Origin of the sequence: Cobetia sp. UIB-001 (assembly GCF_044789135.1) — a bacterium.
GTDB classification, from domain to species: Bacteria; Pseudomonadota; Gammaproteobacteria; order Pseudomonadales; family Halomonadaceae; genus Cobetia; species Cobetia amphilecti.
Genome location: NZ_CP058244.1, coordinates 1773156 through 1797341, shown reverse-complemented (window position 1 = coordinate 1797341; position 24186 = coordinate 1773156). Strand labels below are relative to the sequence as shown.

Below are 24186 nucleotides of genomic sequence, written 5' to 3'. Positions count from 1 at the left end.
CTGATCAACCTTGATAACCTGAAGTCATCAAGCATTGACCTATCAGCCAACGTTACCCTCCTCGTCTCGGAGCCCTGCATGAAGAGCTTTCGTCATCGCCTTCCGCCTCTCAACAGCCTGCTGACCTTCGAGGCAGCCGCGCGTCACGCCAACTTCACGCGTGCCGCCAGCGAATTGCATATCACCCAGGCTGCCGTCAGCCGTCAGATCGCCATCCTTGAGCATCACATCGATACCAAGCTGTTTCATCGCCATGGCAGACGCGTCTCTCTGACCGCAGCAGGACAGCAGTTGAGCCAGCGCCTGGCGACCAGTTTCGACTTCATGATCGACGCACTGGAAAGCGTCAGCCGCCCTTCTCCCAATGCCCGCCTGACACTGGCCGCCAACAGCGCCATCTCACACCTATGGCTGGGGCCGATGTTGAATCGACTTCGCGCCACCCAGCCGGCGCTTGCCAGCGGCCTGCGCCTGATCACTGCAGATCATCATCGCGACATCCTCACCGAGGATGTGGATCTCGCCATCTGCTATGACATGGCGCCGCATCCGGATTGGCAATTGACCCCTCTGTTCACCGAGACGCTCTATCCGGTGGCGTCACCCGACTTCATCGCCGAGCTGCCACAAGGTGCCCGCGACTGCCGGGAGCTACCTCTGCTGGCGGCTCTGCCACTGCTCGACTACGAGCGCCTCGAACCCAACTGGATCAACTGGCCACGCTGGTTCAGTGGCATGGGCAAGCCGGGGCTGGCGCTCAATGTGCAACGTCAATTCACCAGCTACCACCTGGTGCTGGATGCCGCATTGGCCGGGCAAGGCGTCGCGCTGGGCAGTCATCAGCAAGTCAGTGCATTGGTGGCACGGGGACAGCTTGTGCGGCTGGGGACACTGGAGTATTCCTCCGGTTGTGATTACTGGCTCGCGGCGCGTCTCGAGAGCCAGAACCCGCGCCAGGCAGCGTTGGCCAGCTGGCTGCATGAGCAGGTCTGAGATGGCCAGCACGAATACTGATGGCTGTCAGCCCAAGACGGAGGGCTGAAGATCGAGCGCTGATGGCCGAGAGCAGAGAGCAGACTTCCCATCTGCGGCACGCTGATCTATCATCGCACCATCGTCATTTCGACAAGTCTCGACATATGGACAGATCAAATGAATGACTCCGACAGCCTGCCCGACCCGCAGGCCACGCTGGACACCTTCGCGGCGCTGTCCCAGGCCACGCGTCTGGACACGTTTCGCCTGCTGGTCCGCCATGAGCCACAAGGCCTGCCTGCCGGCGAGATCGCACGCCGTCTCGAGGTGCCGCACAACACGCTCTCGACCCATCTGGGCGTATTGAGCCGCGCGGGGCTGATCCACTCCCAGCGCGAAGGCCGCTCGCTGATCTACCGCGCCAACCTCGAGCACATGCTCGCCACCGTGCAGTTTCTGGTACGCGACTGCTGCGCGGGTTCCTCGGTGGTCTGCGACCCACTGCTGGCCTCGCTCACCGTACCCGACTGCAGCACCTCTTCCACCCCCTGTGCTTCTCAGGAGCCTCGCAACGATGACTGATTCCGTCCGTTCTTCCGGCAAGATCACGATGTATCACAACCCGGCCTGCGGTACGTCACGCAATGTGCTGGCCATGCTCAAGGCCTCCGGCGAGACACCGGAGGTGATCGAGTATCTGGTCACCCCGCCGACGCGCGAGACGCTGGAATCCCTGATTGCCGCCATGGGGGGCGGCCCGCGCCCGCTGCTGCGCCGCAAGGGCACGCCCTATGACGAGCTCAATCTGGATGACCCGGCCTTGAGCGATGCGGCGTTGATCGACGCCATGATGGCCCACCCGATCCTGATCAATCGCCCCATCGTGGTCACGCCGCAGGCCACGCGCCTATGCCGCCCGTCGGAGGCGGTACTGGAGCTGCTGGACAACCCGGTCGCGCAATACACCAAGGAAGACGGCGACGTCGTCCACGCCCCCAGGACCTGAATCATGAACGCACACACTCCCGACACGTCTCACCTGCCGACAGGCGACACCATGACCAATGAACTCATGACCGATGAGATGAAAGCGGCACTGGCCGACCTGCCCAATATCGATGCCGAGCATTGGCGACCGCTGGAGATCGATCGTCTGGTCGGGCCGGATGCCCCGCGTCATGCGCCGCGCATTCTGGTGCTGTACGGATCGCTGCGTGAGCGTTCCTTCTCGCGCTTTGCCGCCGAGGAAGCGGCGCGCCTGCTGCGTGCCTTCGGTGCCGAGGTGCGCCTATACTCGCCGGCCGGCCTGCCATTGCCGGATGACTGCGAGGCCGATCATCCCAAGGTGCAGGAGCTGCGCGAGCTGGCCCAGTGGTCCGAGGGCATGCTGTGGGCGAGCCCGGAGCGCCACGGCGCGATGACCTCGATCATGAAGGCACAGATCGACTGGATTCCCCTGTCACTGGGCGGCGTGCGCCCCACCCAGGGCAAGACGCTGGCCATCCTGCAGGTCAGTGGCGGCAGCCAGAGCTTCAACAGCGTCAACCAGCTGCGCATTCTGGGCCGCTGGATGCGCATGCTGACCATCCCCAACCAATCATCCGTGCCCAAGGCCTTCAATGAATTCGACGAGCATGGCCGCATGCGCCTGTCGCCGCTGTATCTGCGCATCGTCGATGTCTGTGAAGAGCTGATGAAGTTCACCTGGATGAACCGCGACCGCAGCGCCTATCTGACCGAGCGCTACTCGGAGCGTGTCGAGAGCGCCGAAGAGGTCTCCCGACGCGTCAATCAGAGCACGATCTGACGCAATCCGCGGTCGCACACGCGGCTTCTCACTTACTCTTCACCCTCGACAAGGAGACGTCATGCTTGCCTTGGCAATCTTCGCCATCACGCTGGCACTGGTGATCTGGCAGCCACGCGGGCTGGGCATCGGCACCAGCGCCCTCGGCGGCGCCGTGGTCGCGCTGGCCTGCGGCGTGGTCAATCTGCCGGATGTGCTGGTGGTCTGGGATATCGTCTGGGACGCCACCTTCACCTTCGTGGCACTGATCATCATCTCGCTGATCCTCGATGAGGCGGGCTTCTTCAGCTGGGCCGCGCTGCATGTCGCGCGCTGGGGCGGCGGCAATGGACGCAAGCTGTTCCCGCTCATCGTGCTGCTAGGCGCGGTGATCGCGGCCTTCTTCGCCAATGATGGCGCGGCCCTGCTGCTGACGCCGATCGTGATCGCGATTCTGGTGCGTCTGGAATTCTCGGCGGCGGCCTCGCTGGCCTTCATCATCGCCACCGGCTTCGTGGCCGACTCCACCAGCCTGCCGCTGGTGATCTCGAATCTGGTCAACATCGTCAGCGCCAACTACTTCGACATCTCCTTCACGCATTACGCCGCCGTGATGGTGCCGGTCGATCTGATCGCGCTGGCCGCCACGTTGATCGTGCTGTGGCTGATGTTCCGCAAGGAGCTGCCCTCGCACTACGCGCTGGAGAAGCTCGAGGCACCGTCGAGCGCCATCAAGGACCGCCAGGTATTCCGCGCAGCCTTCCCGCTGCTGGGGGTGCTGCTGGTGTCCTACTTCGTGACCGCGCCGCTGGGCATTCCGCTCGCCGTCGTCACCGGCAGCGCCGCGCTGATTCTGCTGGCCATCGCCGGGCGCTGGCTGGGCAGCGGTGATGCCGTGATCGAACTCGGCCCGGTGCTGCGCGGGGCGCCGTGGCAGATCGTGCTGTTCTCGGTGGGCATGTATCTGGTGGTCTACGGGCTGGGCAATGCCGGTCTGACCGATCACGCCAGCGACATCCTCGCCTGGCTTGCGAGCCAAGGCGAGCTGGTCGCCACCCTCGGCACCGGCGTGCTGGCCGCCGTCACCGCCTCGGTGATGAACAACATGCCGGCCACGCTGATCGGCGCGCTGGCCATCGACCACCTCACCGCGCAGCAGGTCAGTGACGCGACGCGTGAGCTGATGGTCTATGCCAACGTGATCGGCAATGACCTGGGGCCCAAGTTCACCCCGATCGGCAGTCTCGCCACACTGCTGTGGCTGCATGTGCTCGATCAGAAAGGCCATCACATCAGCTGGGGACAGTACATGAAGGTCGGCCTGGTGCTGACGCCGCCGGTGCTGATCGCCACCCTGCTCGGCCTGTGGGCCTGGCTGGGCGTGCTCAACGGCTGAGAGGCCGCCATCTCCTGGCCAAGGGCCATGGCTCAGGCCGTCATGACATGAGCACTTGCACAAGAAAGCCCCGCCGAATCCCGGCGGGGCTTTTGCGTTGCGTGCTCCATTGACTGGCAGTGAGATGCCCGCCGTCAGGGCTGGCGGCGGCTGACGATGACCCCGCTGTCGGCCGCTTCTCCCTCGGCGGCGATCTCCGCGCGCATCCAGTCGCAGAATTGCTGCACATGTCTGGCGGGCTGCGGGTGATGGAACAGCCAATAGGCACGCTGGGGATTGGCGGCCATCTCGAACAGGCATTCCAGGGTGCCGTCCTCAAGCTCCTTGCGGATCAGGCGTGGCGGACACAGCGCGACCCCCTGCCCCGCGACCACCGCAGCACTCAGCAGACTGAAGTCCTGATAGAGATCGCCCTTGTCGAGCTGGGAGGGATACAGCCCGCAGTTGTTGAACCAGTCATGCCAGGGCTGGCGCGACTGATCGTGGATCAGCTCCAGCTTCAACAGGTCTGCCGGCTGGGACGGACGGCGGTGATGCTCCAGATACAGCGGACTGGCCACCGGCTGGGTGGCCCCCGAGAACAAGCGGAACGCCTGTGATGCCTTGTCCGGGAGTTCGTCCTGCCAGGTGATCATCACATCGACCTCCGGCAGCAGCCCCCGCGCACTGATGCCGGCATATTGCAGGCTGACCGCGATATCGGGGCATTGCTCGCGAAAGCTGTTGAGCCGCGGGATCAGCCAGCGCACCGCCACCGAGGGAAGACAGCTGACGCGCAGCTGGCGCCGCTGATGCACGCCTTGTGGGTCGACCTCGAATTCGGCCACCGACTGCTCGATTCTGGCAAAGCCGGCCTGCAGGCCATCGGCCAGTCGGCGCCCGGCGTGTGACAGCACCACGCCGCGTCCGGCCCGCTCCAGCAGACTGACCTCCAGCGTGGCCTCCAGGCGGCGTATCTGGTGACTCACCGCCGACTGGGTGATGTTGAGCTCATCCGCAGCCGCGGTGATGCTCCCCAGGCGTGACACGACCTCGAAGGCATTGAGCGATGACAGACTGGGTCGCATGGGATGTCCTTGATGACTGGCCTGGCCGGGCGCCAGAAACCGGGTGCCAGAAACTGGGTGCCGAGTTCCTGTGCCAAGCGCTGTGCCGAGTGCTTGCGAGCAGCGCCCTGATAGAAGAAAGGCGTCAACCAGCATGTGACGGCAACCCATGATATGAAGTCATAGGTTAAACGAAAAATGGTCAGTTTTCTGCAATCCACCTCATGGCTAAGGTGAAGGTGTCAGTGATATTGCCAGCTCCCCGCTGCTTGTTCCGCGCAAGCCTGCTGCAACACGACACCACTGGTGAACAATAACAAGACGCCTCGGCGTCACCATGAGGTCTCCTAGGATGAACTTACCTGTCCTGCTGTCGTTCGGGCTCTATCTGCTGCTGATGCTGGGCATCGGCATCTACTTCTATCGCATCACCCACAATCTGTCGGATTACATACTCGGGGGACGCGGCTTGCCACCAAGCGTCGCGGCCTTGAGTGCCGGCGCCTCCGATCTCAGCGGCTGGGCCCTGATGGGCCTGCCCGGCGCCATCTTCAGTGGTGGCCTCTCGCAAGCCTGGATCGCGGTCTGGACCCTGGTCGGCGTCTACCTGAACTGGACCCTGGTCGCCGAGCGACTGCGCGTGTTCACCGAAGCGGCCGGCAATGCGCTGACGGTGCCGGACTATCTGGAAGCGCGTTTCGAGGACCGCTCACGCGTGCTGCGTACCCTGTCTTCCGTGGTCATGCTGGTGTTCTTCACCTTCTATGTCTCGGCGGGTCTGGTCGGTGGTGCCGTGCTGTTCGAAGGGCTCTTCGACATCGATTACCGCGTCGCACTGTGGTTGGGCGCGCTGGTCATCGTCGGCTATACCTTCCTCGGTGGCTTCCTCGCCGCTTCGTGGACCGACCTCATCCAGGGCCTGATGATGGCCGCCTCGCTGTGTGCCGTGGCTGCCATGACGGCAGTGGCGCTGTTCGGCGATGGCGCAGCCGCCCCGGCAACGGCGCAGGATGTCGCCCCCATCGGTGGTCTGATGGAAGGCGTGACCTTCCTGGGCATGCTGTCGCTGGCCGGCTGGGCGATCGGCTACTGTGGCCAGCCACACGTCGTGGTGCGTTTCATGGCCGTGCGCAAGCGTGAAGATATCAAGGTGTCGCGGCGTATCGCCCTGCTGTGGTCCGCCATCACCATGGCGGCTGCAGTATCAGTGGGCGTGCTGGGTTACTACTGGTTCGGCGGTGAGCTGGGTGGCGGTCTCACGGACAGCGAGCGTGTCTTCATCTCCCTGAGCCAGATCATGCTCAACCCCTGGGTGGCAGGCTTCATTCTGGCCGGTGTCCTGGCCGCGATCATGAGTACCGTCGATTCCCAGCTGCTGGTCTGCTCCAGCGCCATCGCCGAAGACATCTACCGTGGCCTGATTCGCCCCAAGGCAACGCAGAAGGAGCTGGTCTGGCTGAGCCGTGCCAGCGTGATCGGCATCGCACTGCTCGCCACCGTGATGGGCAGCGAGCGTGACAGCAGCATCCTCGGCCTGGTGTCCTACGCCTGGGGTGGCTTCGGCGCCGCCTTCGGTCCCGTCATCCTGCTGTCACTGTTCTGGCGTGGCATGACCCGCAATGGCGCCATCGCCGGCCTGCTGGTCGGTGCCCTCACCGTCGCGATCTGGAAGCCGCTGAGCGGCGGCCCGCTGGAGATATTCGACATGTTCGAGGTCGTGCCCGGCTTCCTGTTCGCCCTGATCGCCGTCGTCATCGTCAGCCGCATGAACGCAGAACCTGCCGCCAGCGCCTGCTTCGACCGCCTGATGAAGCACTGGCGCCGCGAACAGGCATGACCCCGCGCAGGGGGACCAAGAACCTCCCCCTGCGCCCTGCAGATACCGCCACTGCCGGCCATGACACTTGCCGGCAGTGCACGAAAGCCCCCAGCCGGGCAGCGAATTTCAGGTTGTCCGGCCTGGTCATCAGATCCAATTTCGATTTACGAGGAGTCCTGTCATGAGTGATGTACCTGCCGCCTATCAAGCCAGCAAGGGTTCGATTCTGGACGTCGATCGCGACTTCTACGACAGCCTCACCGAAGGCAAGGCCGAGCGCACCCTGGTCGCGACCCATACCGTGCCGCTGCGCGATGGCCTGGCGTGGGAAGTGCCGGCGGGCCACGTGCTGCGCATCAAGATCACCGAGGGTTCACAGGTCGGCGATTTCAACATGTGGAACCTGCACAACCCGCGTGAGCGCATGTGGGCGTCTCGCACCCGCCAGCTGCAGCGCGCGCATGTCAGCACCTATGATCGCCTGTGGTCCACACTGCCCTACCTGCGCCCGATGGCGACCATCATCGATGACACCCTCGCCGACTATGGCGTCGATGCAGAAGGCGGCCGCGTGCATGACCTGCTGGGCACGCGCTGCGACCCCTACGTCAATCGCCTGCTGACCGGCGAGGACTTCGATCACCACTGCCACTCCAACCTGGTGCGCGCGGTGGAGCCCTGGGGCCTGACCGAATTCGATATCCACGATGTGCTCAACATCTTCCAGTGCACTGGCCTCAACAATGAAGACAAGTACTTCATGAAGGCCTGCCCGGCACGCAAGGGTGATTACCTGGAGTTCTTCGCCGAGACGGACCTGCTGTGCGCGATGTCCTGCTGCCCGGGCGGCGATCTGTCAGTGGACCTGTGGGGCCCTGATGCGCGTGACCCGCTCGAGACCTGCAACCCGCTCGGTGTCGAGATCTATCGACTGGAAGGCGATGTTCTCGCAGACTGGGAGTCGCCCAAGGTCGCGGCTTACGCCGGCAATCACGGCCGCCAGCACCCCACCACCGACTGGGCCGCCATCAAGCGTGAGCGCTGCTGCTGATGCGGCTTTTGGTACGCTGATCGCCTTTATCGGATACTGATGTAACAAAGCCCCCTGCCGAGACTCTCGACAGGGGGCTTTGCCTTTCATGTACGGGCATCGCCGCCTCACCCTCGGCTTGTCTGCTCATACAAACGGCGATGTTCGGCGTGCAGCGATGTCCACAGCGGCGCCATGCGGGCAATCAGACGAGGATCAAACTGCTTGCCGGATTCCTCGCTGAACAACCCGACCAGACGCTTCAACGACCAACCCGGCTTGTAGGCGCGCGGCGAGGCCAGGGCATCGAAGACATCCATCATGGCGACAACCTGACAATGCAGTGGCAAGGCACCCCCGGTGGACCCGGCAGGATACCCTTGGCCATTCCAGCCCTCGTGGTGGGTAATCGCCACCAGACTGGCCAGCGCTCTCAGGGGGCCGCGCAGCGTAAACAACAGGCGTCCGCCGTGACCGGCATGATCGCGCATCGTGATGCGCTCCTCATCACTGAGCGCACGCGGGGCATCCAGAAGCTCCGTCGAGATGCCGACCTTGCCGATATCATGCAGCAGGGCCGCGCTATGCAGGTCATGCAGTGGCACCTTGCGCTGACCGGACGGCAACAGCCTTGCGTAGAGAAATACCGTCAGCCCCGCCACCCGCCAGGAATGCGCCAGGGTATCGCCATGATGACGATGAAGGAGGCACGCCAGGGCCAGGAGCCCGGGCTCGAGCGTCTTCGCCCCGGGGGGCGGCTTGAAGAGGTAATCCGGCAAGGGGGCATCACCGGCGGGCGCGAATCGCGTCGCGCACAGGGCATGTTTCATGGGGGCTCCCTGTTCAATCTGCCTATCAAGGGTCGTCAGTCATCAGGGGGCTCATGATCGATGCGCCAGATAGGGTCGCATCAGCCCGGAATGACGAACGCCTATTTCTCGTTCGTTTTTTTAGATTTGTGTTTCACATCCGTCTCGCAAGATCGGGCCTTCATATCCGTTTTGAAGCCCAGCTCTTCCAAGACCCTGCACCTGCTAAAAAGGACTTGATGGAAAGCTCTTGATAGACAGCACTCGATAGAAAGCACGTGATAAATGTACCTGGTGAATATTAGGCGATAATAATGACGTGCCTCAATGTTTCCTTCATCGAATCTTTACCTTATTCGTATTGCAGCATGACGCATACCGCGCTCAGGGACGCGCGCATATCATCTCGCGAACCATTCCAGCAGATGCTCGATCAAGCGCACCGTGCGCAGCGGGCGATGGCGCTCACGATGATAGATCAATGACAACGGCACATCCGCCGGCTGCCAGTCACTCAGCAACTCCTGCAGCTCTCCTCGCGCGATGGCTGATTCACAGTAGAGCCTGGGCACGCGAATGATGCCATTGCCGGCGATGGCACCACTAACCAGCACATGCCCGTTGCGGCACTCAAGCTGGCCACCCACGTCCACCTGCAACTCGCGAGGCTCTGCGCCGCGTGCGGTGAAGGACCAGCGCGAGACCGAGCCGACCAGGCAGCGGTGATCCACCAGCTCGCCGGGCGTGTCTGGCGCGCCATGGCGGGCGAGATAGTCGGGGCTGGCCACCACCACGTAGGGCAATGTCATCAACGGACGCGCGATGAAGTCGGCATCCTCGAGGGCGCCCATGCGCAGCGCGATATCGAAATCATCACGAATCAGGTTCACACGATGACTGCTGAAATCCAGCTCCACCTGCACTTGCGGCCATGTCTGCATGAAGGCGTGCACGGCGGGTGCCAGCAGCCGCTCGCCGATCGGCCCGCCGACGCTGTTGATGCGCAGCCTCCCGCGCATGGCGTTGCGCTCCTCACGTACCAGCGTCACGATCTGGGTGATGTCGCCCAACGCACTACGACATTGGGCATGCAGCAGATGACCGCTCTCGGTGAGTCGCAACGAGCGTGTCGAACGCTGCATCAGCGACACGCCCAGTGCCTGTTCAAGCGCAGTGACCTGTTTGGAGACCTGCGACCGCGACACGCCCAACTGCTCGGCGGCGCGGGTGAAGCTGCCATGATCCGCCGTCATGACGAAGGCACGAATATCGGCCAGAGGAAGCGATTCGAGCATGGGGCTCTCCAGGCAGGTTGGATGTCGAGAGGGAACACAGAGGCAGCACGCCAAGACACTCAATCGAAGATACTCGACCGCAGACACGCTATTGAAGACACGCGATCAAAGACAGTCAGTCACAGAGCATCATGCCAGCAGTCTACCAGCCGCATTGACGTCTGCTGTCACAAGGTCTTCAAGACGACAAATGGCGCGTGAAGATCCTTGGCGTTAGATAACGCATACAAAAAAGGGGCGCTGATGAGCGCCCCTTTTTATTTCTAGATCACCAGTAGCACCAGTCTATTACCAGATCACCAGCTTATGACCAGATCACCAGTCTATGATCAGGTCACCAGATCACCCGACTTCCGAAACTGGCTTATATCGTCTGTCTTGCCTGTCTATATGCCGTGACTGTCTATATGTCGTGACTATCCTGGCATCTAGCCGCCCCTGGCGAGTCAGCCTGCCAGAGGGGGCCGCATTACCAGCCGACGCTGGCTGACAGGGTGATTTCCATCGGGTCACCTACCAGCACGCGGGTATCGCCACCGCTGCCGTAGTAGTAACCCGTATCGAACAGGTTCTTCGCATTCAGCTTGAATTCGGTGTCCGGGCCGAAGAAGTCATGACGCCAGCCGACGAAGGCATCTGCCACGGTATAGGCATCCATCGAGAAGCTGTTGTCGTCATCGCCTTCACGCTCGCCGACATAGCGCACGCCACCGCCGACACGCCACTCGCCGTAGGACGGATCGATCGCCAGATCATGTGCCAGATAGAGGCTGGCCGCGTTGAGCGCCGCATTCGGCAGACGATTGCCCTCGGTGCCTTCGGTATCCTCCAGCACTTCGGTATCGGTGTAGGCGTAGCTGAACAGCAAGGAAGTGCGATCCGTCAGGGCCCCTTCGAGGCTGAATTCCAGGCCTTGCGAGCCGGCTTCACCGATGGTGCGAGTCACACCATTGTCAGTGACTGCGACGTTTTCCTTGCGGATCTGGTAGAGCGCCACGGAGGTCGCCAGACGCGGATTCCACTGACGCTTGTAGCCGATCTCGTAGCCCTTGCCGAGCTCGGGGTCGAGGCTCTCGCCGCTGTCACTGTCGCTGCCGTTCGGCACGAAGGATTCGCTGTAGCTGATGTAGGCGGAGCTCGCATCGTCGATGCGATACAGCAGATTCGCGGAGGGCAGGAACAGGTCGTCGCTGTAATCGGGGTCAGACACGAAGTCCTCGCCCTGCCCGCTCTGCTGATCGAACCAGGTGTAGCGCCCGCCAAGGCCCAGAATCCACTTGTCGGTCAGATACCAGCGGTCGCTGACATAGACCCCGATGGCCTGGGTCTCATCAAGACGATTGCTGCGCGAGGTGTTGATGTCGTCGGAGGCCACCTGGGCCAGCTGGCCGTGGTTCACGTCAGTGACGGTGGAGACCGTGACGGAATCGCCGAAATAGCGCTCATCCAGATAGTCGCGAGTGGTCTCGTAGTCCGCCCCGATGACCAGCTGGTGACGCTGGCCGGCAATCTCGACATCGCCCATGGCGTCCAGCGCCGTGTAGTGCTCGCTGCGATCATAGCCCTGGTTCTCTTCGGCGCGCACGGTCACATCGCCGCTGTCGCTGACGTCGGTGACATTGGCGCGCGCGTCACTGTACTGGCGACGCGTCCAGCCGTAGGTCAGCTTCATGTCCCAGTTCTCGGTGACTTCCTGCTTCCACCAGGCATTGACGGACTCGTCATGGCCATAGACGCGGTTCCAGGATTCATCGAAACGCGTGCCACGCGTGACGTTGGCGGCGCTGCCGTTATAGAAGACGGTGCCACGATCGATATCCAGCTCGTAGTCCTGATACTCGTAGCTGATCTGGGCACTGCTATGCTCGCCTTCCCAACGCAGTGACGGGGCGATGGTGGTGCGACGGTCATTGCCGTACTCGCGCCAGGAGTCTTCATCTTCATGCGAGAGGATGAAGCGATAGGCCAGGCCGGTATCCTCGATGGGGCCGGTGGTGTCCAGGGTGGTATTGCCACCGCCGAAGGAGCTGACCTCTCCACTGATCTCGGTGTGCGCCTCGTACTGCGGACGCTTGGTGACCATGTTGATCACGCCGCCGGGGTTCTGCTGGCCCTGGAAGAGCGATGACGGCCCCTTGAGCACCTCGACGCGGTCCACGGTCGCCGTGGTGTAGGTACGGCGCGGCTGACGGATGCCGTCGATCAGCATCGAGCCATCACTGTTGCTGCCGAAGCCTCGCTTGACAAAGCCGTCTTCGGTACCCCCCAGGGTGTTGCCCAGCTGGATACCCGCGACCGGCTGCAGCGCCTCTTCCAGATCATCCAGATTGAAATCATGCATGACCTGCTGGGTCACGACATTGATGGTGCGCGCCTGCTCGAGGAAGTCCACCGATTGCTTGTTGGCCAGGCTCGAGGCCTCGGCGCGGTAGCTGCCCGGCGCCACTTCGCCTTCACGCTCTCCGGTCACCACGATCACCGAATTCGCGACTGGCGACTCGCTTGAGTTGGCGCCCTCTGCTGCCAGCGAAGTGGCCGGCAATGCCATCAGGCTGAAGATCAGGCAGGAGAAATGTCCCTTGTTCGTGCTTGCAGCGCTATCCCGAGAATGATTTGGCACCTGAGAACCCTTTGTACGCGATGCGACAGCGTCCTGCTGAACCACACCTTTCATCCGCTCGATGAGCAGAAAGTGGCCATGACTGACGCCCCCCGCGCCAGTAAATGAGTCGCGAATGCTAATCTTTATCAAATGCTACCGCAACGAAAAATGCGTGATTTTTCCGCGGAATGACCTGAGCTTTGCCTTATTTAACGCTCAGCAAACCTCTATTTACGTAATTGTACTGACATCGAAGCGTCACACGCGTAATGCGCGACGTCAGACCATGGGCGCAATGACACAAGGCTTCGGAAACGCCGCATTGACACAGGGAGAATGAGCGCTCTACCCTGCACAGGTAGAACGAACACTCTCCCTCGTTGATTCGACCATGGCACCGACATGATTCAGCACGATATCGCCGCCCGCCTGGAGACGCTCTTCAGCCAGCGCGGCTTCGCAGAACCGAGTGTTGCCGAGCTCAAGGCAGCGTCAGACGTGAGTCTGCGCACCCTCTATCGCCACTTCCCCTCCAAGGAGAGCATGGTGATCGGTGCGCTTCAGCATCGCCACGAGCGCTATATGGCCTTCCTCGAAGAGGGAGTGCCCGAGGATGGCGCTGCGGCGCTCAGCCACCTCTACCAGCGGCTGGGGCACTGGATGGCGTTCGAGGCGCCCAATGGCTGCATGTCGGTCAATGCCCTGGCGGCCTTTCCCGACAACCCGCAGGTGCGCGAAGCGGTCGATCGCCACAAGCACGAGACTCTCGAGTGGCTCGGCCAACACAGCCGCCGCCCAGACCTCGCCACCGAGCTGTTCCTGATCCATGAAGGCGCCTCCTCCGCCTGGCTGGTGCTGGGCGAGAAGGCCATCGAGGCCGCACTTTCCACCACACTGACCCTGTTGGGAGCACCCCACCGATGAGCTCACTTGCCACAAGCAAAGACAGCATGCACGGCGTCTACCTGACCGGCCATGGCGGCCCGGAAATGCTGGAAGTGCGTGACGACATTCCTCGCCCGACACCCGGCCCGCGTGACGTGCTGGTGCGGGTCGGCGCGGCTGGCGTCAACAATACCGACCTCAACACGCGGCTGGCCTGGTACTCCAAGGGCGATGGCGAGGCCGAGGATGCCAGCTGGTCCGGGCAGCCGATCCATTTCCCGCGCATCCAGGGGGCCGATATCTGCGGCGAGATCGTCGCGGTCGGCTCAGACGTCAGCCAGGCGCGCCTCGGCGAGCGTGTGCTGATCGAGCCCTGCCTGAGGGAGCACGACGGCCAGACGCTGGAGTCCGCCTGGTATATCGGCGCCGAATGCGATGGCGGCTTCGCCGAATACACCCGGGTAGCGGCGCGCCATGCCCTGCGCGTCGAGAGCTCACTCAGCGATGTGGAACTCGCCTCCTTCCCCTGCTCCTACTCCACCGCCGAGAACATGCTGACTCGCGCACAGCTTGCCAAGGGCGAGCGCGTGTTGATCACCGGCGCCTCCGGTGGGGTCGGCTCCGCGGCCGTCCAGCTCGCCAAGGCCCGTGGTGCCCATGTGATTGCCGTCACCAGCGCGGCCAAGGCCGATGCCCTGCGCGATCTCGGAGCCGATGACATCGTGCTGCGCGATCAGCCTCTCGACGAGGCGCTCAACGGCCAGAGTGTCGAGGTGGTCATCGATCTGGTGGGCGGCCCACAATGGCCGCAACTGCTGGATATCCTGGGCTACAAGGGGCGCTACGCCGTCGCGGGCGCCATCGGTGGCGAGATGGTGGAACTCGACCTGCGCACGCTGTACCTGAAGGACTTGAGCTTCTTCGGCTGCACGGTGCTGGAACCGGAGGTCTTCCCCAATCTCGTGCGCCATATCGAGCAAGGCAACATCAAGCCGCTGGTCGCTGACACCTTCGCGCTGACCGAGATAGCCACCGCCCAGGAGGTCTTCCAGCAGAAAGGTCACGTGGGCAAGGTCGTGCTCAAGATCCGTCAGGACTGAAAGCCCCCTGCCCGCGCGACCGGCCAGAACGCAAAAGGGCTACCCGATGGGTAGCCCTTGTTGTGACTGAACGCTCATTGCTCGGCAGTCATTGCTCGGCAGTCATTGCGCGATGATCATTGCTCGACGGTCACTGCCAGACGATCTCTGTCTGACGAACGTGTCGCGATAATCAGTCGCTACGCTTGTCTTCGGTGTTGGTCTCGAAGTCACTCGCCGAGTGGCGCTCGATCAACTGCTCCTGCGGCTCTCCCCAGAAACGATTGACCATGCGACCCCGCTTGACCGCCGGGCGCTCGGCAATCGACCTGGCCCAGCGCTGCACGTGCGTGTAGTCCTGCACGGAAAGGAACTCGGCGGCGTCATAGAGCTTGCCTTCGACAAGCGCGCCATACCAGGCATAGATGGCGATATCCGCGATGCTGTATTCGTCACCGGCGATGTAGGCGTTGTCGGCCAGCTGACGATCCAGCACGTCCAGTTGACGCTTGGTCTCCATCGCGAAGCGATTGATCGGGTACTCGAGCTTCTCCGGGGCGTAGGCATAGAAGTGGCCAAAACCACCGCCCAGGTAAGGCGCAGAGCCCATCTGCCAGAACAGCCAGTTCATGACTTCGACACGCTTGGCGGGGTCCTTGGGGATCAAGGCGCCGAATTTCTCGGCCAGATGCAGCAGGATGGAGCCGGATTCGAACACGCGAATCGGCGTCTCGCCGCTTCTGTCCATCAGCGCGGGAATCTTGGAATTGGGATTGATCGCGACGAAATCACTGCCGAACTGATCGCCCTCGCCGATACGGATCGGCCAGGCATCGTATTCGGCGCCGCTATGCCCGAGCGCCAGCAGCTCCTCGAACATGATGGTGGCCTTCACGCCGTTGGGTGTCGCCATGGAGTAGAGCTGGAAGGGATGCTCGCCGACCGGCAGCTCCTTGTCATGCGTCGGGCCCGCGATCGGCCGATTGGTACTGGCGAACTTGCCGCCACTCTCGCTTTCCCATGTCCAGACCTTGGGTGGCTGATAACTGTCGCTCATACCCTTGACTCCTTGGCATCCTGTTGAAGCTTCAAGACTGACGCTTCAAGACTTCGGTGGCGTCAGACACGTCGGCGTGGCGCCGCTCTGACTCGGTAGACAAGTTATGACGGTAAGGCGCTCGTGACACAAGGGGATGAAATGACAAGATTTTGTTGCTAGTATGCCACCAGTTTTTGGGGAGTAGCCCGCTCTCGTCACCCAACGAGAGTCTCGGATGTCAACATAGTCGGCAGGCATTGCCGTGGCACCGAGGACCCACCTATCCGATCATGCCCGTGATCAGTCAGGACGAGGTTCGGCGAGACCAATGACAGTCAGACGCTTCCGGCCGGTGGTGTCTTTCTGTTATTGACTCGCAACCGGCCTGGAACATCCTGACTCATGCCTCTGCTACCGACATTTCTGCTCGCCTTCTCCATGTCCTGCGACGCCTTTGCTGCCGCCTTGTGCAAGGGAGCCGCCATACGTCGTCCCTCTCTGAAAGACGCCCTGCGTATCGGCCTCATCTTCGGGGTCATCGAAGCCATCACGCCCATGATCGGCTGGCTGATCGGTCGCTCACTGGCCGTCTACGTCGAACAGTGGGACCACTGGATCGCCTTCGCCCTGCTGCTGCTGCTCGGTCTGCACATGATTCATGAGGGGCTTTCCAAGGACGAGGAAGACGAGGACTGCACCACGCCGCAGTCGTTGCCCCGCCTGATGTTGACCGGCCTTTCCACCAGTATCGATGCCATGGCCGTGGGTGCCGGGCTTGCCTTTGCGGGCGTGAACATCGTCACCACTGCGCTGGCGATCGGCACCGCCACCTTCGTGATGGCCACCACCGGCGTGATGCTGGGCGGTGTGCTGGGCAAGATGGTCGGCAAGCGCGCGGAAATCATCGGTGGCCTGGTGCTGATCGGCATCGGCACGACCATCCTGCTGGATCACACCGGCTACCTGGGTTGATCCTCTGCTGAAAAGCACCCTGAACGGCCCCGTGGCGGCCCCTGGCGATGAACGCACCCTCGCGTTGCGCCAAGGGCCCCCTTGAAAACCCTGACAATGGCGTCATTCAAGGGGGACACATGGCGTATTCTGTCGCTGGTCATTCAAGGCGCTTGATATCCAGGCACGTGATATCCCAGACGCGTGGTATCAAAGACACGTGATATCCGCCGCCTGATCAGCGATGACATGAAAGCCAACGCCGTGATCTTCCAAAGGGAGCCAGATTGCATGTATACACGCAAGCTTCATCCAGGCAGTGAATTCCCGGCCATCCAGGTCAAACGCAGCGACGGTGAGGCACTGACCCTCGGCAAGCCCCAGGGCGAGCATGACTGGCAGCTGGTCGTGGTCTATCGCGGCAAGCATTGCCCGATCTGCACCAAGTTTCTCAACAAGCTGGAGAGCTATCGCGAGCGCTTCAGCGCCCAGGGCGTCGATTTGGTCGCCGTATCTGCCGATGATGAGCAGCAGCTCACGCAGCATCGCGAGTCGCTGGAGGTCAACTTCCCGCTCGCGTATGGGCTGACCCTCGAACAGATGCAATCGCTGGGACTGTTCATCTCGACGCCGCGCAGCGAAAAGGAAACCGATCACGACTTCCCGGAGCCTGCCTTCTTCATCGTCAATGGCGAAGGCAAGATCCAGATTCAGGAGATCGCCAACGCGCCCTTCGTGCGCCCTGATCTGGATACCCTCATGGGTGGCATCGAGTTCATCCGCAAGCCGGATAACGACTACCCGATTCGCGGCACCCGCGATTACGACTGAATCCTTCAGGGTTCACTCCGTCACACAGACGCCCCGCAGCCTCGTGCTGCGGGGCGTCTGTGTATCTGGGCCTGTTGCTTGCCACCTGGCCTTCACCTCGCCCGCTTTGCGCTTTTGGTCTCTTTTCATGACGCCGCTGATAGGCGCTGAAAACAGGCCACGAAAAAACCACGAAAAAAATCTGATCCCGTGACATCCAGACGAGAAAGGCCAGCGTTATGAACAGTGCAAGGGAGACAACGACACACCTGCAACCGCTAGCTGAACCTTATCTGTCTACGGAGTCGTCAAGATGAAAACAATCGCCTGTATCTCTGGTATTTTCGCTGCCCTCGCATTGAGCCCGCTGGCTCAAGCCATGGAGGTTCCCGAGAGCGTCACGGTGCCAAAAGGCAATGAAGTCGCCATGGAAACCGTCGGTGTCGGCAAGATCAAATGGGCCTGCGAAGCCAAGGACGATGGCACCATGGGCTGGGTCTTCAAGGGCCCGGATGCCGCGCTGAATGATGCCGATGGCAAGCAGGTCGGCAAATACTATGGTCCGCCCGCCACCTGGGAATCCATGGATGGCTCCAAGATCACCGGCACACAGCTGGCGGTAGAGCCCAACGGCAAGGGCAATATTCCGCTGCAGCTGGTCGAGGCCAACCCGGCCGAAGGTGAAGGGCACATGCAGGGCGTCACCTATGTTCAGCGCCTCAATACCCAGGGCGGTGCCGCACCTGACATGGCCTGCGATGAAGCCCACAAGGACAAGGTCGAAATCGTGATGTACCAGGCCGATTATCTGTTCTACAAGGCCATGTAATCTCAAGCCTTGAATAGAATGGATTCATCACTCGATGTCGTGTAACAAAGCGCATTGACACAGGGAAGGTGAGATCATGAAAAGCCCCTACATGCACAGGCATGTCGGGGCTTTGTCGTCATCAATCCCTGCGGGGAAATGATGATTCAGCGTGGAGCTCAATCAGCAACGCGCAGGCGATAACAGAAGTGCTAACAGAGAAGATCAGGGAGGCCATCACGAAGACAGTCAGCCCCCCCCATTTCGGTGCAAAAGCCGTGAGTTTGTTTCCCCGGCCTGTGAACCGATCTCCAATCCGATAAGCTGCCGTCAGACCAGCGCCAGCATCGTATAGGGCGCTTCACAGGAGTGACGCTCATCGCGTTCATCCACGCTGCCCAGCTCATGATTGCGATCATTGTCATAGACCACGAACAGCCGTTCGCGATCCAGTACCGCAAGCCCTTCCGCCTTGTGCTCGAACTCCAGCACGCGACCATCCTCATGCGTCACCAGCGTCGGGGATTTGCCTGCATGGAAGTCGGCCAGCGACAGCACCCACAGATAGCCCCCGATCACCTCTTCACTGCCCTGCTCGGTCTCGAAGCTGGTTACCAGATAGAGGCGTGCGTGATAGGGGTCATATTCCAGGCTCGAAAGACCACACTCGTGATTCACGCCCTCATACTCGGCGGGATCAAACGCATAGACGTCGTGAAGGTCCTCGATGAACTCGATATTGTCGCTGTCGGTCATGGCATAGCGCGCCCCGATGACGCGTCGCACGTACGCGAAGTCATCATGCGAGTTGCCTTGTTCGCGCACCCCGAACAGGATCAGCCCATCACCCTTGTCACTCGGAACGACCGCCAGACCTTCGATCTTGTAGTACGGCTGGCCAATGGCCGCCTCCAACTTCTGACGAAATTCCAGTGAGCCCTCGACCCCGTCACGCGGGTCCGGGTCGACCACCTGCACCTTGCCCGGCTCACCCAGCGGCCAGATCAACAGGTGGTTGTAGGCATTCAGGGCATGGCTCTCGCTGTCGATACGATCAAACCCGGTGGTTGCCAACATGTGACGGCCATCGGTGGTCAGCGCGAAGTCTTCATACTTGACCGCCTGACGGATCAACGGCGTGGTCAGATACTCAAGCTGACTGTCATCGGGCCCTTGCGAATCCAGTGGCAAGGAGAAGACCGCCGAGCGTCCCTCGCCCGGAATCGGCTTGTCACTCGCCATCAACAGACGCTCGCCGTCATAGGCCACGGCGGAAATCTCGGCGTTCACCAGCTTGCCCTCCTCATCCTTCAAGCCAGCCGGAAAACAATGGATCGTGCCCTGTTGCGTGATACGTACCTTCGCCATGCATGGCTCCTTGAAATGAAACGTCATGACAGTGGGACAGGCCATGCGGGATTGAGTTCGTACTAGCCACTTGAAGACCTTGAACCACAATCACCATCAGTGCAGTACATTGCGAATGAAGCGCAGCATCCCGGTGCCCGTATTGTGGTAGCGGTAGGCCTGATCACTGGGATAGACATGAAAATCCCCGGCGTGAATGACGATTTCCTCGTGCTCCAGCGTGAGGGTCAGCTCGCCTTGCGTGACCACCAGCATCTCGTGCCAGCCGGCATCATCGGGCGCGGAGTCATAGTGCTCGCCGGGGGCGAGGGTCCAGTCCCATAACTCGACTTCCTGGGTCGCCGGTTTGCTGGCCAGCAGCACCGCGCGGCTTTCGGGCGCCTGCCCGACCCATGCCACCTCATTGATGCGTGCCGAGTCTTCGCTTTCCGGGGGCTGCACCAGCGCGTAGAAGAGCACCCCAAGCGCCTCGGCAAGCTTGTCGAGCGTGCCGAGGCTGACATTGACGTCGCCCTTCTCGATGTTCACCAGCATGCGGCGGCTGATCTCGGCCTGATCCGCGAGTGCCTGCTGGCTCAGCTCGGCGGCCAGACGCAGACGGCGAACATTGGCCGCGACATGGACCAGAACATCGGGTCGATCTTTACTGTTGTGCAATATAGTGCGCATCCGTACAATCCCGCTGACGATGAGGGAAGCCGGCATCCCACTGGCCTCAAGCTCCCTTCCCTTGCTACCTCAATGTCCCTGAATCATGCCGCATGTGTTCTTGACTGACCATGCCCGTCCTCCACTGGATCACTCAAGGAGACTTCAATGTCCGTTGCCGTCGCCGCCTCCTCTTCTCGTCTGTGGCCCGTCGCCATGCTGCTGGTCGCCATGTGCTCGATCCAGAGCGGTGCTTCGCTGGCCACTTCCCTGTTCCCGATGATCGGCGCGGCGGGCGCGACGGCGATACGTCTGATCATCGCCTCGATTCTGCTGCTGGCCATACTGCGCCCGTGGCGCAAGCCGGTGACGCGCAAGGCCTGGAAGTCCATCACCATCTACGGCGTGGCGCTGGGCGTGATGAACCTGCTGTTCTACCAGGCCCTCAAGACGGTACCGCTGGGCATCGCCGTGGCACTGGAATTCACCGGCCCGCTGGCCGTGGCGCTGCTGAGTTCGCGCCGCTGGATCGACCTTGGCTGGGTGGCGCTGGCGATCACCGGGCTGGTACTGCTGCTGTTGCTGGGTGAGGACACCGCCGCACCGATCGACCCCGTCGGCGCCGCCTTCGCCCTCGGCGCTGGCCTCTGCTGGGCGCTGTATATCCTGTTCGGCCAGAAGGCCGGCGCAGGCAATGGCACCCAGAGCGCGGCGCTGGGCATCACGATCGCGGCGGTGGTCGTCGCGCCCGTCGGCCTGATGGAGGCCGGCAGCGCCATGTTTTCGGTGGATATCCTGCCGCTGGCACTGGCCGTCGCGGTGCTCTCGACCGCGCTGCCCTACACCCTCGAGATGGTGGCCTTGCCGCGCCTGCCGACCCACACCTTCGGCACCCTGATGAGTCTGGAACCCGCCATCGGGGCGCTCTCTGGCCTGCTGTTCCTCGGTCAGACGCTGGGCATCTTCCAGTGGCTCGCCATCGGTCTGGTCATCGCCGCCTCGGTGGGCACGACGCTGACCGGTCGCAGCAAGGAAGTCTTCGATGGACCGGTGCCGGATTGAGGATGGCGCTGCCGTCCGCAGCTGAACCGTTCAGATGTTCCGTTCAGCTGAACCGTGCAGACGTACCTCTCAGCTGAGCCGTTCAGGTGCCCCTTTCAGGAAGAACGGGACGGTGAATCAGGACACAGCGTGGGATATCGTGTCTTCCTCTATCACACTTTTCGAGACAGGAGACCGCCAGATGACATCGCCACGTTCCGTGTCTTCCTCACCCTCCGCTGCGCGCTCCACCGCCCAGATGGTGGTGTGGTTCGGGCTGAGCTTCCTCACTGCCGCCATCGGCGCACTGGCCTCGGTTGACGCGAAGACCTTCTATGCAAGCCTCACCCAACCGGCCTGGGCCCCGCCGGCGGGTGCCTTCGGGCCGGTGTGGACGGCGCTGTTCGTGATGATGGCGCTCGCCGCCTGGCGTATCGCGCGCGATGGCTTGCATGCCAGCAATGGCTTCCGTCCGCGCCATCGTCTGGCGCTCGGGCTGTTCGTGGTGCAGCTGGTCGTCAACGGCCTGTGGAGCTGGTTGTTCTTCGCCTGGCATCTCGGTCAGGCCGCGCTCATCGACGTGCTGGTGCTGTGGGCGCTGATCGCCGTCACCCTAATCGCCTTCTGGCGTATCAGTCGCCTGGCCGGGCTGTTGATGCTGCCCTATCTGGCGTGGGTGACGCTGGCCAGTGCGCTGACCTGGTCCGTCTGGCAAGCCAATCCGGCCCTGCTGGGCTAAGGGTAATGTGTAGCTTCGTGCGGCTGGGTCTCATAGGATTAACCCCCACTATACGACTAGACTTGGTCATTTAGCCTTCCGTCACTTGGTGGCTGCGATCAGAAACTGGTGGTGCAGCGCCTTCTCCGGCATATGGTATATCTCGAGGCAAAAATAATGCTTGAGTGTTTTACCTATCGCATAGGTCGAATCACATGCAGACTGATGCTAAAAACGTTGCATCTCGCTGCTAGTGCCCCTCTCGCCCCCCCCTAAACAGATCGCATTTCGCATTCGTGGCCTAGTCCTGACTAAGTAGTATTAGCACCTCCCCTGACCCCAGCATCCTAGGAATGTATTCTTTCGAGGTTTATATAGCTATTTCCTAACACTTTGTTTTATATTTAGAAGGCGACACTAGAGCGACCAAAGCACAAATCATACTAAAGGATAGGAAGGATTATGGACTTTTCATGGATCGAATGGGCTTTTAGTGGTATAGGCATAGCAATAGTGCCCTTTATATATAAGTATTTCAAATCAAAAGAATCCACACAAAATACAGTAACAACAGTCAGCACAATTGGCATAAATGAGAAATATATTGCAAAACCCGCTTTGCCGGAGCTCTCTAGAGAAGAAAAGCTTGAAGTGGCAAAAGCAAAAACTAAAATACTATTTATTGATGACGAAACATCTTTCAAGGTTGCCAATATTTTAATTGATGCCGGATGGATAAACACTAGACTAATAAAAGATTGTACAAACCTTGATTCACCAGAGATTTCACAAACAGATATATTTTTCATAGATATACAGGGGGTAGGTATTGCACTTGGTTTCAAAGAGCAAGGGCTGGGGCTAGCTATAGCTTTAAAAAACAAATACAAAGACAAAAAACTGGTCATTTACTCAGCAGAGAATAAAGGTGAAAGATTCCATGAAGCATTGAAAAAAGCTGATGATAGTATCGATAAAAATGCGGACCCTTACGAATTTCAGTCAATAGTGGAAAAACTCGTTTTAGGGGAGGAATAATAATGTCAAATATACGCTACAGACTTAAAGACAATAATAATAAAACCCTCTCATGCACATTGACAGAGGAAGACATAGATATAATCAGAAACAAACTAACTGCAACCCATCATTACAAAGACAGGGAAATAAGAGCTGGCAAAATTAGCAATGCAAAAGGAACAGTTTATTTATTTAGTAGCAATAAGGATCATATTAATAGCAAAAGAAAATTTCAACAGGTATTTAATGGCTATATAATTGCGCTTGACGTAATAAGCAAGAATAACGAAAGAATAATAAAAGATAGCGAAAAGGTGACCCTGAGGCTGCTACATAACCTTATCTCGCTGAACGCGCATAACATACAAGAATTTCACACTATAGTCCCACAAGAAAAAGTGTCTGCAAAAATGGGAGGGCAAATTAGTTATATAGCATCCGAAATCACTAAAAAGCCTAATGAGACCGCACAGGCATTCCTAAAAATTGCTAAAAACAATATTGCCATGAAAACTGAATTTTCAGTTTTTAATAAATTGCATTCATCACAAGTTCCTACACTAAGGCCTACTAGCCATATTGTTCATAAAGTGCTGATGAACGTTTTCTATTTATTCTTCTCTGAATTTTCTGACAAGGGTGTTATAGTTAACATAGCTCCTAGCACAGAGCATGCTTACTTTGATTATGAAACGATCCACGTAGCTCTATATCATATAATTGATAACGCTGCCAAGTACATTAAGCCCAGCACAAATCTCGATGTTAGAATAACACGAGACGACGACATAATAAACATTGAGATGGACATGATAAGCTCTATTATTGATAGCGACGAGCAACAAAAGATATTTACAGAAGGATATTCTGGTACAGTAGCGAGGAGTACGGCTAAAGCAGGATCGGGTTTAGGTATGAGCACAACTCAAGAAGCATTGAAATTAAATAAATCACACATCTTGCTAAATTGTAAAGAGGGTACAATCGAGATAGATAGAGGGTTAAAATACCAAAACAACATCTTCACAATAAAACTCCCAAGAAAAAGAGACAAATAAGAA

General features: G+C 59.9%; 23 protein-coding genes. 16 read left to right on the top strand and 7 right to left on the bottom strand.

Annotated features, from left to right (window positions below; all coding sequences use genetic code 11):
• The first annotated feature begins 78 nt into the window (after positions 1–78).
• From HA399_RS07635 to HA399_RS07615, 5 genes are all read left to right on the top strand, one after another.
• Positions 79–993, top strand: a complete 915-nt coding sequence (locus HA399_RS07635) for a LysR substrate-binding domain-containing protein (RefSeq protein WP_404326696.1) — start codon at positions 79–81, stop codon at positions 991–993.
• A gap of 159 nt (positions 994–1152) precedes the next feature.
• Positions 1153–1557 carry an ArsR/SmtB family transcription factor gene (locus HA399_RS07630; protein WP_404326695.1) on the top strand — a complete coding sequence of 135 codons (405 nt, stop codon included), beginning with the start codon at positions 1153–1155 and terminating at the stop codon, positions 1555–1557.
• Entirely contained in the window at positions 1550–1981 is a 432-nt protein-coding gene (gene arsC, locus HA399_RS07625) for an arsenate reductase (glutaredoxin) (protein ID WP_054556029.1), read from the top strand. The genes HA399_RS07630 and arsC overlap by 8 nt, the downstream gene beginning before the upstream one ends.
• A gap of 78 nt (positions 1982–2059) precedes the next feature.
• Positions 2060–2782 carry an arsenical resistance protein ArsH gene (gene arsH, locus HA399_RS07620; RefSeq protein WP_378080066.1) on the top strand — a complete coding sequence of 241 codons (723 nt, stop codon included), beginning with the start codon at positions 2060–2062 and terminating at the stop codon, positions 2780–2782.
• A 61-nt stretch (positions 2783–2843) separates the two neighbouring features.
• Positions 2844–4157 (top strand): arsenic transporter, encoded by a 1314-nt coding sequence (locus tag HA399_RS07615; RefSeq protein ID WP_279830454.1) that lies wholly within the window; start codon positions 2844–2846, stop codon positions 4155–4157.
• Between the two features lie 134 nt (positions 4158–4291).
• Here the strand turns inward: HA399_RS07615 and HA399_RS07610 are convergent, their stop codons facing one another.
• Positions 4292–5224, bottom strand: coding sequence for a LysR substrate-binding domain-containing protein (locus tag HA399_RS07610; protein WP_175090238.1), 933 nt, complete (start codon positions 5222–5224; stop codon positions 4292–4294).
• A 331-nt stretch (positions 5225–5555) separates the two neighbouring features.
• Here HA399_RS07610 and putP point away from each other — a divergent pair, with 331 nt between their 5' ends.
• Positions 5556–7040, top strand: coding sequence for a sodium/proline symporter PutP (gene putP / locus HA399_RS07605; protein WP_404326692.1), 1485 nt, complete (start codon positions 5556–5558; stop codon positions 7038–7040).
• A 163-nt stretch (positions 7041–7203) separates the two neighbouring features.
• Positions 7204–8073 (top strand): urea carboxylase-associated family protein, encoded by an 870-nt coding sequence (locus HA399_RS07600; RefSeq protein ID WP_404326690.1) that lies wholly within the window; start codon positions 7204–7206, stop codon positions 8071–8073.
• Positions 8074–8180: 107 nt separating this feature from the next.
• On the opposite strand, the gene HA399_RS07595 is transcribed toward HA399_RS07600, so the two are convergent.
• From HA399_RS07595 to HA399_RS07585, 3 genes are all read right to left on the bottom strand, one after another.
• Positions 8181–8882 carry an HD-GYP domain-containing protein gene (locus tag HA399_RS07595; RefSeq protein ID WP_404326689.1) on the bottom strand — a complete coding sequence of 234 codons (702 nt, stop codon included), beginning with the start codon at positions 8880–8882 and terminating at the stop codon, positions 8181–8183.
• Between the two features lie 380 nt (positions 8883–9262).
• A complete protein-coding gene (locus tag HA399_RS07590) occupies positions 9263–10156 on the bottom strand; it encodes a LysR family transcriptional regulator (protein ID WP_054556023.1) in 894 nt (297 codons plus the stop codon).
• Between the two features lie 469 nt (positions 10157–10625).
• A complete protein-coding gene (locus tag HA399_RS07585) occupies positions 10626–12776 on the bottom strand; it encodes a TonB-dependent siderophore receptor (protein ID WP_404326688.1) in 2151 nt (716 codons plus the stop codon).
• A 384-nt stretch (positions 12777–13160) separates the two neighbouring features.
• Here HA399_RS07585 and HA399_RS07580 point away from each other — a divergent pair, with 384 nt between their 5' ends.
• Both HA399_RS07580 and HA399_RS07575 read left to right on the top strand, forming a co-directional pair.
• A complete protein-coding gene (locus tag HA399_RS07580; RefSeq protein ID WP_215824328.1) occupies positions 13161–13682 on the top strand; it encodes a TetR/AcrR family transcriptional regulator in 522 nt (173 codons plus the stop codon).
• Positions 13683–13708: 26 nt separating this feature from the next.
• Entirely contained in the window at positions 13709–14743 is a 1035-nt protein-coding gene (locus tag HA399_RS07575; RefSeq protein WP_404326687.1) for an alcohol dehydrogenase family protein, read from the top strand.
• A 172-nt stretch (positions 14744–14915) separates the two neighbouring features.
• On the opposite strand, the gene yghU is transcribed toward HA399_RS07575, so the two are convergent.
• Positions 14916–15779, bottom strand: a complete 864-nt coding sequence (gene yghU, locus HA399_RS07570) for a glutathione-dependent disulfide-bond oxidoreductase (protein WP_131431944.1) — start codon at positions 15777–15779, stop codon at positions 14916–14918.
• Positions 15780–16163: 384 nt separating this feature from the next.
• On the opposite strand from yghU, the gene HA399_RS07565 reads away from it, so the two are divergent.
• The 3 genes from HA399_RS07565 (at position 16164) to HA399_RS07555 (ending at position 18351) form a co-directional block, all read left to right on the top strand.
• The gene (locus tag HA399_RS07565; protein WP_153635651.1) at positions 16164–16733 is read left to right on the top strand and encodes a manganese efflux pump MntP family protein; all 570 of its coding nucleotides are present in this window, start codon (positions 16164–16166) and stop codon (positions 16731–16733) included.
• Positions 16734–17003: 270 nt separating this feature from the next.
• The gene (locus HA399_RS07560) at positions 17004–17543 is read left to right on the top strand and encodes a redoxin domain-containing protein (RefSeq protein ID WP_404326686.1); all 540 of its coding nucleotides are present in this window, start codon (positions 17004–17006) and stop codon (positions 17541–17543) included.
• A gap of 292 nt (positions 17544–17835) precedes the next feature.
• Positions 17836–18351 carry a DUF3455 domain-containing protein gene (locus tag HA399_RS07555; RefSeq protein ID WP_054556016.1) on the top strand — a complete coding sequence of 172 codons (516 nt, stop codon included), beginning with the start codon at positions 17836–17838 and terminating at the stop codon, positions 18349–18351.
• A gap of 309 nt (positions 18352–18660) precedes the next feature.
• On the opposite strand, the gene HA399_RS07550 is transcribed toward HA399_RS07555, so the two are convergent.
• Complete coding sequence (locus tag HA399_RS07550; protein ID WP_153635649.1) at positions 18661–19698, bottom strand: hypothetical protein; 1038 nt, start codon at positions 19696–19698, stop codon at positions 18661–18663.
• 96 nt (positions 19699–19794) lie between these two features.
• A complete protein-coding gene (locus HA399_RS07545; RefSeq protein WP_303567918.1) occupies positions 19795–20355 on the bottom strand; it encodes a helix-turn-helix domain-containing protein in 561 nt (186 codons plus the stop codon).
• Positions 20356–20514: 159 nt separating this feature from the next.
• Here HA399_RS07545 and rhtA point away from each other — a divergent pair, with 159 nt between their 5' ends.
• From rhtA to HA399_RS07525, 4 genes are all read left to right on the top strand, one after another.
• Positions 20515–21408, top strand: coding sequence for a threonine/homoserine exporter RhtA (gene rhtA / locus HA399_RS07540; RefSeq protein ID WP_054556012.1), 894 nt, complete (start codon positions 20515–20517; stop codon positions 21406–21408).
• A gap of 181 nt (positions 21409–21589) precedes the next feature.
• On the top strand, positions 21590–22126 hold the full coding sequence (locus tag HA399_RS07535; protein WP_404326685.1) for a TspO/MBR family protein: 537 nt from the start codon (positions 21590–21592) through the stop codon (positions 22124–22126).
• 441 nt (positions 22127–22567) lie between these two features.
• Positions 22568–23143: a hypothetical protein gene (locus tag HA399_RS07530; protein WP_404326683.1), complete on the top strand. Its 576-nt coding sequence runs from the start codon at positions 22568–22570 to the stop codon at positions 23141–23143.
• 2 nt (positions 23144–23145) lie between these two features.
• A complete protein-coding gene (locus HA399_RS07525) occupies positions 23146–24183 on the top strand; it encodes a sensor histidine kinase (protein ID WP_404326682.1) in 1038 nt (345 codons plus the stop codon).
• Positions 24184–24186 lie beyond the last annotated feature (3 nt).

Bases quoted from the DNA above. Each gene is read 5' to 3' on its own strand.
- HA399_RS07635 (WP_404326696.1), top strand. From the start codon at position 79: ATGAAGAGCTTTCGTCATCGCCTTCCGCCTCTCAACAGCCTGCTGACC.
- HA399_RS07630 (WP_404326695.1), top strand. From the start codon at position 1,153: ATGAATGACTCCGACAGCCTGCCCGACCCGCAGGCCACGCTGGACACC.
- arsC (WP_054556029.1), top strand. From the start codon at position 1,550: ATGACTGATTCCGTCCGTTCTTCCGGCAAGATCACGATGTATCACAAC.
- arsH (WP_378080066.1), top strand. From the start codon at position 2,060: ATGAAAGCGGCACTGGCCGACCTGCCCAATATCGATGCCGAGCATTGG.
- HA399_RS07615 (WP_279830454.1), top strand. From the start codon at position 2,844: ATGCTTGCCTTGGCAATCTTCGCCATCACGCTGGCACTGGTGATCTGG.
- HA399_RS07610 (WP_175090238.1), bottom strand. From the start codon at position 5,224: ATGCGACCCAGTCTGTCATCGCTCAATGCCTTCGAGGTCGTGTCACGC.
- putP (WP_404326692.1), top strand. From the start codon at position 5,556: ATGAACTTACCTGTCCTGCTGTCGTTCGGGCTCTATCTGCTGCTGATG.
- HA399_RS07600 (WP_404326690.1), top strand. From the start codon at position 7,204: ATGAGTGATGTACCTGCCGCCTATCAAGCCAGCAAGGGTTCGATTCTG.
- HA399_RS07595 (WP_404326689.1), bottom strand. From the start codon at position 8,882: ATGAAACATGCCCTGTGCGCGACGCGATTCGCGCCCGCCGGTGATGCC.
- HA399_RS07590 (WP_054556023.1), bottom strand. From the start codon at position 10,156: ATGCTCGAATCGCTTCCTCTGGCCGATATTCGTGCCTTCGTCATGACG.
- HA399_RS07580 (WP_215824328.1), top strand. From the start codon at position 13,161: ATGATTCAGCACGATATCGCCGCCCGCCTGGAGACGCTCTTCAGCCAG.
- HA399_RS07575 (WP_404326687.1), top strand. From the start codon at position 13,709: ATGCACGGCGTCTACCTGACCGGCCATGGCGGCCCGGAAATGCTGGAA.
- yghU (WP_131431944.1), bottom strand. From the start codon at position 15,779: ATGAGCGACAGTTATCAGCCACCCAAGGTCTGGACATGGGAAAGCGAG.
- HA399_RS07565 (WP_153635651.1), top strand. From the start codon at position 16,164: ATGCCTCTGCTACCGACATTTCTGCTCGCCTTCTCCATGTCCTGCGAC.
- HA399_RS07560 (WP_404326686.1), top strand. From the start codon at position 17,004: ATGTATACACGCAAGCTTCATCCAGGCAGTGAATTCCCGGCCATCCAG.
- HA399_RS07555 (WP_054556016.1), top strand. From the start codon at position 17,836: ATGAAAACAATCGCCTGTATCTCTGGTATTTTCGCTGCCCTCGCATTG.
- HA399_RS07550 (WP_153635649.1), bottom strand. From the start codon at position 19,698: ATGGCGAAGGTACGTATCACGCAACAGGGCACGATCCATTGTTTTCCG.
- rhtA (WP_054556012.1), top strand. From the start codon at position 20,515: ATGTCCGTTGCCGTCGCCGCCTCCTCTTCTCGTCTGTGGCCCGTCGCC.
- HA399_RS07535 (WP_404326685.1), top strand. From the start codon at position 21,590: ATGACATCGCCACGTTCCGTGTCTTCCTCACCCTCCGCTGCGCGCTCC.
- HA399_RS07530 (WP_404326683.1), top strand. From the start codon at position 22,568: ATGGACTTTTCATGGATCGAATGGGCTTTTAGTGGTATAGGCATAGCA.
- HA399_RS07525 (WP_404326682.1), top strand. From the start codon at position 23,146: ATGTCAAATATACGCTACAGACTTAAAGACAATAATAATAAAACCCTC.